The organism is Terrabacter sp. Soil810, from assembly GCF_001429645.1.
GTDB lineage: Bacteria > Actinomycetota > Actinomycetes > Actinomycetales > Dermatophilaceae > Terrabacter.
Map to the genome: position 1 here is coordinate 444259 of NZ_LMSW01000001.1, position 11115 is coordinate 455373.

The following is an 11115-nucleotide window of genomic DNA, read 5'->3' on the forward strand; positions in this document are numbered from 1 at the left end:
AAGGCACCGACATGCTGATCCGACTGCTCCGCAGTCACCTGCGCCCCTACTCGGGCCAGATCGTGCTCATCGTCCTGGCCCAGCTGGTCAGCACCATGGCCTCCCTCTACCTGCCGAGCCTCAACGGCGAGATCATCGACGAGGGCGTGGCCAAGGGCGACACCGCCTTCATCATCAGCCACGGCGGCATCATGCTCGCCGTCAGCCTCGTGCAGATCGCCGCGTCCATCGCGGCCACCTTCCTCGCCGCCCGCGTCGCCATGGGCATGGGTCGCGACATCCGGGGCAACGTCTTCGGCACCGTCGTCGACTTCTCGGCCCAGGAGGTGACGCGCTTCGGCGCGCCGACGCTCATCTCGCGCAGCACCAACGACGTCACCCAGGTGCAGATGGTCGTCTTCATGGGCTTCGCCCTGCTGGTGACGACCCCGATCATGATGGTCGGCGGCATCATCATGGCCCTGCGTGAGGACGTCGGCCTGTCGTGGCTCGTCGCCGTCGCGGTGCCGCTCCTCGGCCTCGTCGTCGGCCTCGTCATCTCCCGGATGGTGCCGTGGTTCGGGCGCATGCAGACCTCCCTCGACGGGGTCAACCGCGTGATGCGCGAGCAGATCACCGGCATCCGCGTCGTGCGCGCCTTCGTCCGCGAGGAGCACGAGGAGGCCCGCTTCGCCGAGGCCAACGACCAGCTGACCAACGCCGGTCTCCAGGTCGGGCGGCTCATGGCGCTCGTCTTCCCGATCGTCATGGTCATCTTCAACCTCTCGACCGTGGCCGTCATGTGGTTCGGCGCCCACCGCATCGCCTCCGGCGACATGCAGATCGGCGAGCTGACGGCGTTCCTGTCCTACCTCGTCCAGATCCTCATGGCCGTCATGATGGCGACCTTCATGGCCACGATGATCCCGCGTGCCTCGGTCTCGGCCGGCCGCATCCAGGAGGTCCTCGACACCGAGTCGTCCGTCGTGGAGTCCGTCCAGCCCCTGCGGATGCCGGCCGCTGCCGCCGGGCTCGAGTTCGTCGGCGTCGACTTCCACTACCCGGGAGCCGAGGCGGCCGTGCTCCACGACGTCAGCTTCCGGGCCGACCCGGGGCGCACGACGGCCATCATCGGCTCGACCGGTGCCGGCAAGACGACCCTCCTCGGCCTCGTGCCGCGCCTGTTCGACGCCTCGACGGGCCGCGTGCGGGTCGGGGGCGTCGACGTGCGCGACCTCGAGCTCGACGACCTGTGGAGCAAGATCGGGCTCGTCCCGCAGAAGCCGTACCTCTTCAGCGGGACCGTCGCGACCAACCTGCGCTACGGCAACCCCGACGCCACCGACGACGAGCTGTGGGACGCCTTGCGCATCGCGCAGGGACAGGACTTCGTCGAGGCGATGGGCGGCCTCGACTCGGCCATCGCACAGGGCGGCACCAACGTCTCGGGCGGCCAGCGCCAGCGCCTCGCCATCGCCCGGGCGATCGTCAAGCGACCCGACATCTACCTGTTCGACGACTCGTTCTCGGCCCTCGACCTGTCGACGGACGCACGCCTGCGCCGGGCCCTGCGCCCGGCCACGGCGCACAGCACCGTCGTCATCGTGGCCCAGCGCGTCTCGACGATCGTCGACGCCGACCACATCATCGTGCTCGAGGACGGCCGCATCGTCGGCCAGGGCACGCACGACCAGCTCGTCGACTCCTGTGAGACCTACCAGGAGATCGTCGAGTCCCAGCGCAGCGCGGAGGAGGCGGCCTGATGGCCGAGGGAGTCAAGACGGCCGAGGAGAAGGCCGCGGAGAACCGGCGCGGTCCGGCCCGTCGGGGCGGTCCGCCCCACATGCAGATGGGCCAGCCGGGCGAGAAGTCGCTCAACTTCGGCCCGTCGGCCAAGCGCCTGCTGGGCCGGCTGCGCCCGCACCGCGTCAAGGTCATCGTCGTCCTCGTGCTGTCGGTCGCGAGCGTCGCGCTCAGCTCGATCGGGCCGAAGATCCTCGGCCGCGCGACCGACCTGATCTTCGCCGGTGTCATCGGTAGCACGATCCAGGCGCCGCCCGGTACCACCAAGGAGCAGGTCATCGAGACCCTGCGGGCGCAGGGCCAGACGACGTATGCCGACCTGCTGAGCAACGTCGACTTCACCCCGGGCGAGGGCATCGACTTCGAGGCCGTCGGCAGCGTGCTGCTGGTCGTCGTCGCGCTCTTCGTCGTCGCGTCGCTGCTCATGTGGATCCAGGGTTGGATCCTGCAGGGCGTCCTCCAGCGCACGATGTACGACCTGCGCCAGGAGGTCGAGGCCAAGCTCAACCGGCTGCCGCTGCCCTACTTCGACAACCAGCCGCGTGGCGAGCTGCTCAGCCGCGTGACCAACGACATCGACAACGTCGGCCAGTCCCTGCAGCAGACGATGTCGCAGCTGCTCAACTCGCTCCTCACGGTCGTCGCCGTGCTCGGCATCATGTTCTGGATCTCGTGGGAGCTGGCGCTCATCGCCCTCGTCTCCATCCCGATCTCGATCGTCGTGACGGCCCTCATCGCCAAGCGCTCGCAGAAGCTCTTCATCCAGCAGTGGCGCAACACCGGCGAGCTGAACGGCATCGTCGAGGAGACCTTCACCGGCCACGGGCTCGTCAAGGTCTACGGCCGCCAGAAGGAGACCCAGGCGAACTTCAAGCAGAAGAACGACGAGCTCTTCGAGGCGTCGTTCGGTGCCCAGTTCATCAGCGGCATCATCATGCCGGTCATGATGTTCGTCGGAAACCTCAACTACGTCGCCATCGCCGTCGTCGGTGGCCTGCGGGTCGCCTCCGGCACGATGAGCCTCGGTGACGTCCAGGCCTTCATCCAGTACTCCCGCCAGTTCACGCAGCCGCTGACGCAGGTCGCCTCGATGGCCAACGTGCTCCAGTCGGGCGTCGCGTCGGCCGAACGCGTCTTCGAGGTGCTCGACGCCGAGGAGCAGGAGCCAGACCTCGCCACCCCGACCCGCATCGACGACCCGCACGGCGCGGTGGCGTTCGAGTCGGTCGCGTTCTCCTACACGCCCGAGAAGCCGCTCATCGAGGACCTCGACCTGTCGGTGCGGCCCGGACAGACCGTGGCCATCGTCGGCCCGACCGGCGCCGGCAAGACGACGCTCGTCAACCTCATCATGCGGTTCTACGAGCTCGACGGCGGACGCATCACCCTCGATGGCGTCGACATCCGCGACCTGACGCGCCACGACCTGCGCGCCCGCATCGGCATGGTGCTGCAGGACACGTGGCTCTTCGGTGGCACGATCCGCGACAACATCGCGTACGGCCGGCCGGGTGCCACGGACGAGGAGGTCGTCGCGGCCGCCAAGGCCACCTACGTCGACCGTTTCGTGCACTCGCTGCCCGACGGCTACGACACGGTGCTCGACGACGAGGCGTCCAACATCTCGGCCGGCGAGAAGCAGCTCGTCACGATCGCCCGCGCGTTCCTCTCCGACCCGGCGCTGCTCATCCTCGACGAGGCGACGAGCTCGGTCGACACGCGCACCGAGCTGCTCGTCCAGCACGCCATGGCGGCGCTGCGGTCCGATCGCACGAGCTTCGTCATCGCGCACCGTCTCTCGACGATCCGCGACGCCGACCTCATCCTCGTCATGGAGGAGGGGCGCATCGTCGAGAAGGGCTCGCACGCCGAGCTGCTCGCGACCGATGGGGCCTACGCGACGTTGTATGCCGCCCAGTTCGCGGGTGCCGCGGCCGACCTCGACGAGACGGCGGGGGCACCCGGTGCGCCGGACGGCATACCCGAGCTTGCCGGTGTCGGGGCGGGCGCGCCCGGCCCGACCGGTGGACCCGGCGTCCCTGCGCCGGACAGCGCGGTGCCGGCGGACGGTGCTCCGCCGAGCTGACTCGCGGGAGCCCGCCGGGGCGCCGGTGCAGACCCGACTGCCGCGCCGACCACGAGGTCGGCGCGGCAGTCGCGGTGTGGGAGAGGGCGGGTCAGGCCGTCTGCGGCGGAGTGGGGTGGCAGGAGCCGTCCGCGCTCTGGTAGGCGCACCAGCTCGGCGGTGCGGCCTGGGCGTTGGTGGCGGCACCCGACATGCCGAAGAGGCCGGTGACGATGACGGCGGCGGCGACACGAGCGACAAGCTTCATGATGGTGACTCCCCTTGACCATGAGGCCCGTCCGGTGAGGGCCTGTGCTGATGCACCCGACCCTACGGAGGGTGCGCCAACAAACGGCTAACAACCGTTAGCCGGTCGCTGCCGAAGGTGTGCCGGGAGGCGCAGGGCGTCCCGAGGCAGGTCGAGCCGCCCGAGGATCGCCCGGTACTCGGCCGCGGCCGCGCGGACGGCACCGGGCGGTGGCTCGCCGGAGTCGTCGGTCGAGGCGGTGGTGGGGGCGGCGTAGGGCAGGTGCTCCTCGCACGTGGCCTGGCGGGCCAGGTCACGCGCCAGCTCCAGCTCGTCGCCGGACGCCCGCCGAGCGGCGACGAGCCGCGTCACGCGCGGGTGGGCGTCGCCCCAGCGTTGGGCCGCCGTGTCGAGGTCGATGCGCAGCCGCAGGAGGTCGAGGTCCTCACCCGACCGGGACTGCGCGTCGAGTCGTGGTCGCGCGGCGTCGTAGTCGGCCATGGCGCCGGTGAGCGCGCCACGCCCGAGGTGAGCCCGGGCGCGTGCGAGGTGGCAGTGCGCCTCGCCGAGGTCGTCGCGCACCTCGTGGGCGAGCTCGAGGGCCTCGTCGAGCAGGGACTCGGCCTCGTCGAAGAGGTCGAGGTCGATGAGCCCCTCGGCGCGGGTGACGAGCCAGATGCACGTCGAACGGCGGGAGCCGTGCCGACGCGACTCGGTGACCATCGCGGCGAGGAGCGGGTCGCCTTCGGTGGGCCGTCCCATGTTGCGCAGGAGCACTCCCCGATGGGCGTCCGCCGTGGTGCGGGCCGTCAGGTCGTGACGGGTGGTCGCCAGCTCGGCCGCCTGCTCGTACCAGCGGAGCGAGGCGGCGAAGTCCCGCTGCGTCATGGCTGCCCATCCGAGCTGTGAGAGCGCCCGCTGCTCGAGTGGCCCGTCGCCGACACGTCGGGCCGCGGCGAGGAAGCGGGTCGCCACGTCGGTCAGCTCGTCGTGACGGTGCTCCTGGGCCAGGACGCCGAACAGGGCAGCGAGGAGCTGTGCCGCCAGACGCTGGTCGGCCTCGTCGGGGTAGTCGTCGAGGGCGATGCGCAGGACGCGTTCGCGCTCGTCGTCGTAGGCCCGGATCGTGAGGAACGTACGGATGGACAGGGCGATGCGTGCGGCGAGCTCGCGGTCGTCGCGGGCCACTGCCGCGTGGACGGCGCCGACGAGGTTGAGCCGCTCGGACTCGAACCAGTCGGCCGGGGACTCCGAGGCGGCGCGGGCCGCGGCGTCTGCGGACGGACCCGTCGTCCCGTCGTCCACCCGGGCGTCCCCGGGGTCGAGCCGGGCGTCGGCCACGTCCGCGAGGGCGAGCCACTGCCACGCCAGGACGGCAGCGAGCTCGTCGACGTTCGGCGACGGCTCGGCTTCGCCCAACGCCTCGCCTGCGAGCTCCGCGACGAGGCTGTGCACGCGAAACCGGGGCTGCCCAGCGGTGTCGCGCCCGGTCGGCTCGACGAGGTGGCAGTCGATGAGCTCGTCGAGGGCGCGGGTTGCTCTGCTCACGCGGAGCCCGCGTCCCCGGGGGCCGTCGCCCTGCGCGCCCTCGCGTTGCGCGCCCTCGCCCTGCGCGCCCTCGCCCTGCGCGCCCTCGCGCTGCGCACCGGACGGCTGTGCTGGCGGATCGAGCAGGAGCGATGCGACCCACCCGGGCCAGTCGCCCGAAGGAGCGACAGCGAGGCGGCGGAAGAGGATGCCGGCGGCGGGTGACAGGTCGGTGACGGAGGTCGTGATGCTGGCCCTGACGTCGATGTCGCCGACCGACAGCTCGTCGAGGCGGGCGTGCTCGTCGCTGAGGCGGTCCCGGAGATCCTCCAGCCGGAGGTGCTCGTCCGTCGCGAGCTTGGCGGCTGCGACGCACAGTGCCAGGGGCAGGTGCCCACAGAGCGTGCCGATCTGCTCCAGGACCCCGCGGTCGTCGCCCTCCGGCGTCCCGGACAGCTCCGCGAGCATCGAGGTCGCGTCCTCCGCCAGCAGTGGGGGGATGGTGTGCCGGTGCACCCCGGGCAGCCCGGCGAGCTTGCTCCGGGAGGTCACGAGGGCGGCCGACCCGGGCGAGGTCGGGAGCAGCCGGCGCACCTGGGCCTCGCCCGAGGTGTCGTCGAGCACGACGAGGACGCGCTTGCGGTCGACCGTGCTGCGGTAGAGCGCGACCCGCTCGTCGGGGTCGGCCGGGATGGCCGCGTGCTCGACGCCGAGGGCGCGCAGGAACCGGCCGACGACCTCGTGGCCGTCCGCGGCCCCGGACGGTCCTGCGCCCAGCGCCGCATGCAGGGTGCCGTCGGGGAACGCATCGGCGAGCTGGTGGGCGGCCGCGACGGCGAGCGCCGTCTTGCCCACCCCGCCGACCCCGGCGAGGACGACGATGGACGGGGGCCCCGATGACGGGATCTCCGCGCGACGCCGCGTGAGCTGGGACATGACCGAGCCCAGGATCGCGTCGCGTCCCACGAGGGTCCACGTCATCGCGGGCAGCTCGCGGGGCACGATGCGTGGCTGCGGCCGGGCGGACGCCAGCGGCGAACCGTCGAGGATCCGCGTGTTGAGCTCGCGCAGCCCCCGGCCGGGCTCGACCCCGAGCTCGTCGAGGAACTGGCGGCGGACCTGGCGGTAGGTGTCGCTGGCCTCCTGCCGGCGCCCGGTCGCCGCGAGCGCGCGGATGCGGTGCTCGTGCAGCCGCTCGTTCCACGGGTCGACCGTCAGGTGCTCGGAGGCCGCCCTCAGGACCGCCTCGTGCTGCCCGCCGGAAGCGAGGGACTCGAGCAGCAGCTCCACGGCGGCGATCCGCTCCTCCGCGAGGCTCTGGATCAGGGCCTCGGTGCCGGCGTCGGAGCTGGCCGGGACCGCGTCGCTGAGCGGGGCGCCCCGCCAGAGGTCGACGGCACGGGAGGCCGTGCGGGCCGTGTCGTCGTCACCGGCGGCGCGCTGGGCCCGAGCCTGGGTGCAGAGGCTGCGGAACTCGGCGAGGTCGAGCGAGTGCCGGGTCATGCGCAGCTCGTAGCCGAACGGCCGGGTCGTGACGAGGCCCGGGTCGTGGGCGACCAGGCGCCGCCGCAGACGCGCGATGAGGTTCTGCAGCTGCTGCCGCGCCGTCGGTGGTGGCTCGTTCCACAGCGAGTCGATGAGCTGCTCCGTGGGCACGAGTCGATCGGCGCCGACGAGGAGGAGGGCGAGGACGAGACGCTCGCGGCCACCGCCCAGCGGAATGGGGGCGCCGTCGTCGTCGAGAGCCTCCACCGGCCCCAGCACCCGGAACTGCACAGGGACATTGAACCCGACCCCGGACGTGACCGCGCGGCACGACCTCGGCCCGGCGCCGGATGGGGAGGTCGTCCGCGACGTGGCAGGGCGTCGGCGGCCCCCGGGAAGGGGCGCCCTTTCACCGGAGAATGGCGCGCGCCGTTAGGGGTTAACGAATTGTTAGCGGCGCGGTGGACATTCGACACAAGCCAGGGCGCGGTCATCCCCGAAACGCGTCCGGCGGTGAGGCGACGCGGTCGCATCACGCCTTTCGCACTTCCCGTCCGACGGACGAGAGATCGCGGAACCAGCCACCGGGAACCGTCAGGAAACGAAGGAGTCAGTCTCATGAACATCTCCATGCGGATGAAGCGCACCGTCGCCGCCGTCGCCACGCTCGCCGCCGTGGGTGCGGGCACGGCCGTGAACGCCGTCAACGCCGACGCGGCCGGCACCCGCCCGCTGCTCAAGGTGCCCTTCACGTGCCAGCAGGAGTGGCGGGGCCAGACCTGGCAGGGTCACAACCCGGACCGCGCCATCGACTTCAACCAGGGGTCGGGCGACTTCGACCTCGGCAAGGCCGTCAAGGCGAGCGCCGGCGGCCGGGTCTCCGCCGCCGGCAACGTGGGCAGCGGCTACGGCAACCGCATCATCATCGACCACGGGAACGGCTGGAGCACGCTCTACGCCCACCTCAACTCGATCAACGTCAGCGTCGGACAGAACGTCGCGGACACCACGACGATCGGCACCGTCGGCAAGTCCGGTGGCCAGGCCACGTCCCACCTGCACTACGAGCAGCGCGCCGACGGCAGCCCGGTGAGCATCAAGTTCGGCACCAGCACGTGGGTGTCCTACTACACGACCGACTACTTCACGCGCACCAACTGCTGAACCGTGCTCCCGCGGGCCCAGGGGTTCCGCGGGGGGACGCGTTCGACGGCGTATGCCGCTGGGTGGACTCGTGCACCACGAGTCCACCCGGTGGCGTACGCCCATTTCCGTAAGGCCCCGACCTGCCGACAGCGAACCATTCTCCGCGGCATTTCCACGTGTTAGCGAATTGTTGGTCCGTGATGGCAGGTTCGGCATCGCCAGAAACACCAGGTGAAACCACCACAACAAAAGGCGCCGAATCGTGAGAAGGCTCGCGACGGCCCCCGATAAGGAGTTGAAACCATGTCGACGATGTCCCGCCGCACCATGATCCGTTCGGCCCTCGCCACCACGATGATCGCCGTTGCGGTCACCGCCGCACCCGCCGCCCCCGCCAGTGCGGCCCCCAACGACCCCATCAGCAGGGCCGACGTCATCGACAGGGCGCAGAACTGGATGGACCGCAACATCCAGTACAGCCAGAGCGGCACCGCGACGGGGCCCGACGGCGTCTACTCGTGGCGACGCGACTGCTCGGGCTTCGTGTCGATGGCCCTCAAGCTCGGACCCACCGGCCTCAGCGCCCCGAACACGTCGGCACTGGCCACCTCCACCTACAGCTTCGGCATCTCGCGCGCCAACCTCAAGGCCGGCGACTTCCTCGTCGACCCCGGCAACCACACCGTCCTCTTCCAGAAGTGGGCCAACGCCGACCACACGCAGTTCTGGCTCTACGAGGAGTCCAACCCCACCGACGACATGAACCACCGGATCGCCAACCTCAGCAGCTACTCCGGCTACCTCGCCCGTCGCGCGAACAACATCCGCGACTGACTCCGGTTCTCGGCCCACGACACGGCGCCTGCCTCCTCGTGGGGGCAGGCGCCGTGTCGTGGGGCGGCCGGCGGTCGAGCGAATGCGACGGCCCGGGCTCTCAGCCGGTCCGCTCGAGGGCCTGGCGCACCGAGTCCCGGATCGAGACCATGTCCCAGTTGTAGGGGTCGATGGCGGCCGCCGGGCTCGTCTCCCGGTGCGCGCGCACGTGGCGCTGGTCGCGACCGAGGCGAGCGACGATCGTCGCGGCGGCCACGATCGCGGTCGACTTCTGCACGCTCGTCGCGTACTGCGTGGGGTCCTGGGTCGTCGCGGCGTACTCGACCTCGACGCCGACGTAGACGGCATCGCCGTCCCCCTCGGGCATCGGGCCACTCGTGTCGGCCCGGCCGGCATGGCTCGCGCGCCCCGCGGCGACGACCCAGCACTCCCCGTTGCGGTCCACGAGGACGTGGCAGAGGGGGCCGAGGCGATCGGCGTCCCCGGCGACCACCAGGTCGAGCGACGGGTGGGGGTCGGACGGCGTCGCGAGGACGGCGGTGTGGTGGAGCAGCACCCCGCCGGGCTCGAACACGCCGGGCCCCAGTCGCGTCGTCCATCCAGAGGTCTCGTGGACGACGAGCCCGGCGTCCCGCAGCGCGTCGGCCAGCCAGGTCAGGGGCAGCGGCTCGCCCTGGCTCGCGAGGGCTCCCGGCTCGTGTGATGAGGTGGCGGTTCCGGTGCCGGCAGAGTCGTCCGCGGCGGCCCCGGACCCGCCGAGCGGCAGCGCGCGCATGCAGGTCTCCGTTCGGGTTCGGACCGGACAGTCCGGTCACGAGCCGACGATCCCAACTCCCAGTAACAACGGGCTAACCCGAGCGCCGGCGGAGCAGGGATGGAGGGCGAACGGCAACGCGCGTGGGAGAGGACGCGTCCACGGAGCCGACCGGACGGCATACGCCCTCGGGCCCGGCGGCGGCGCGCTCAGGGCTCGAGGAGGACGGCCCCGGGCCCGTGCTCGGCCAGCACGTCGGACGGGTTGTTGAGCGCGCACGTGCGCAGGCTGAGGCACCCGCAGCCGATGCAGGAGTCGAGCTGGTCGCGCAGCTTCTCGATGCGGCGGATCTGCTCGTCGAGCCGGCCGCGCCACGCGCGCGAGAGCCGGGCCCAGTCCGTGGCGGTGGGGGTGCGCGCGTCCGGGAGCGTTGCGAGTGCGGCCCCGATCTCGTCGAGCGACAGGCCCACCCGCTGGGCCGCCCGGATGAACGACACCCGGCGGATCGTCGCCCGCTCGTAGCGGCGCTGGTTGCCGGTCGTGCGGACCGAGCTGATGAGCCCGAGGTCCTCCCAGTAGCGCAGGGCGGAGGTGGCCGCGCCGGTGCGCTCGGCGACCTGTCCGATCGTCAGGCCCGACATCTAGGCCACCCTTGCCTCGGCGAGGCGGGCGAGGATCTCCTCGACCGTCTCGTCCGGCGTCTGCTGCGAGCTGTCGAGCCACAGGCCGATGTGCGGCGTCTCCGTGCGCACCTTGTGGTCGAAGTCGCGGATCGACCAGAGGTCGCCGTAGCCGACCTTGACCCGCTCGGACTCGCGCTGCATGACGGTGCCCACGTCGGGCGCGAGCATCACGAGGCTGAGCGGTCGCGCGGTCAGCTGGTCGAGGAAGGGCCGAAGGGTCGTCCCGACGAAGAGGTCCTGGAGGACCACGGTGAAGCCCGCCGCGGCGTACTCGTTGGCGGAGTGGGCCGCGATGGCGTGCCGCAGGGCGAGCTGCCGCTCCGCCTCGGGGTCACCGTGCGGCGACATGTCGACGCGGCCGCGCACGACGACACGGCGGAACTCGTCGCCGCGCAGGTGCACCGCACGCGAGAAGCGCTCCGCGAGGAGCTGGGAGACGGTCGACTTGCCCGCGGCCATGACGCCGGTGACGACGATGATCTGCGGGAGGTCGACGGCGGAGTGGAGGGGCCGGTCGCTCACACCGCACCACCCTAGGCGCCGCGGGGTGAAAAGTCGCCAGAGTTCATGTGACGTTCAAGTAGCGTCCGCA

General features: G+C 71.5%; 9 protein-coding genes. 4 read left to right on the top strand and 5 right to left on the bottom strand.

Going from position 1 to position 11115, the window contains the following annotated elements; all coding sequences use genetic code 11:
- The first annotated feature begins 11 nt into the window (after positions 1-11).
- Together ASG96_RS01980 and ASG96_RS01985 are read left to right on the top strand one after the other, a co-directional pair.
- Positions 12-1742 (top strand): ABC transporter ATP-binding protein, encoded by a 1731-nt coding sequence (locus ASG96_RS01980; protein WP_056760139.1) that lies wholly within the window; start codon positions 12-14, stop codon positions 1740-1742.
- Positions 1742-3868, top strand: coding sequence for an ABC transporter ATP-binding protein (locus tag ASG96_RS01985; protein ID WP_056760138.1), 2127 nt, complete (start codon positions 1742-1744; stop codon positions 3866-3868). Before ASG96_RS01980 ends, ASG96_RS01985 begins: the two co-directional genes overlap by 1 nt.
- Before the next feature lie 91 nt (positions 3869-3959).
- Here ASG96_RS01985 and ASG96_RS23065 read toward each other — a convergent pair whose 3' ends face one another.
- Positions 3960-4115, bottom strand: coding sequence for a hypothetical protein (locus ASG96_RS23065; protein WP_157610599.1), 156 nt, complete (start codon positions 4113-4115; stop codon positions 3960-3962).
- Positions 4116-4202: 87 nt separating this feature from the next.
- Positions 4203-7397: a BTAD domain-containing putative transcriptional regulator gene (locus ASG96_RS01990; protein WP_057586295.1), complete on the bottom strand. Its 3195-nt coding sequence runs from the start codon at positions 7395-7397 to the stop codon at positions 4203-4205.
- A 327-nt stretch (positions 7398-7724) separates the two neighbouring features.
- On the opposite strand from ASG96_RS01990, the gene ASG96_RS01995 reads away from it, so the two are divergent.
- Together ASG96_RS01995 and ASG96_RS02000 are read left to right on the top strand one after the other, a co-directional pair.
- Entirely contained in the window at positions 7725-8270 is a 546-nt protein-coding gene (locus ASG96_RS01995) for a murein hydrolase activator EnvC (protein WP_057586297.1), read from the top strand.
- 285 nt (positions 8271-8555) lie between these two features.
- On the top strand, positions 8556-9086 hold the full coding sequence (locus ASG96_RS02000) for a hypothetical protein (RefSeq protein ID WP_056760133.1): 531 nt from the start codon (positions 8556-8558) through the stop codon (positions 9084-9086).
- Between the two features lie 100 nt (positions 9087-9186).
- Here ASG96_RS02000 and ASG96_RS02005 read toward each other — a convergent pair whose 3' ends face one another.
- The 3 genes from ASG96_RS02005 to ASG96_RS02015 all read right to left on the bottom strand — a co-directional run bounded on the left by ASG96_RS02005 (position 9187) and on the right by ASG96_RS02015 (position 11045).
- Positions 9187-9861 carry an N-acetylmuramoyl-L-alanine amidase gene (locus ASG96_RS02005; RefSeq protein WP_057586298.1) on the bottom strand — a complete coding sequence of 225 codons (675 nt, stop codon included), beginning with the start codon at positions 9859-9861 and terminating at the stop codon, positions 9187-9189.
- A gap of 188 nt (positions 9862-10049) precedes the next feature.
- On the bottom strand, positions 10050-10481 hold the full coding sequence (gene soxR, locus ASG96_RS02010) for a redox-sensitive transcriptional activator SoxR (RefSeq protein WP_056760129.1): 432 nt from the start codon (positions 10479-10481) through the stop codon (positions 10050-10052).
- Positions 10482-11045, bottom strand: a complete 564-nt coding sequence (locus tag ASG96_RS02015) for an AAA family ATPase (RefSeq protein ID WP_057586300.1) — start codon at positions 11043-11045, stop codon at positions 10482-10484. It abuts the gene before it with no gap.
- Positions 11046-11115: the final 70 nt, after the last annotated feature.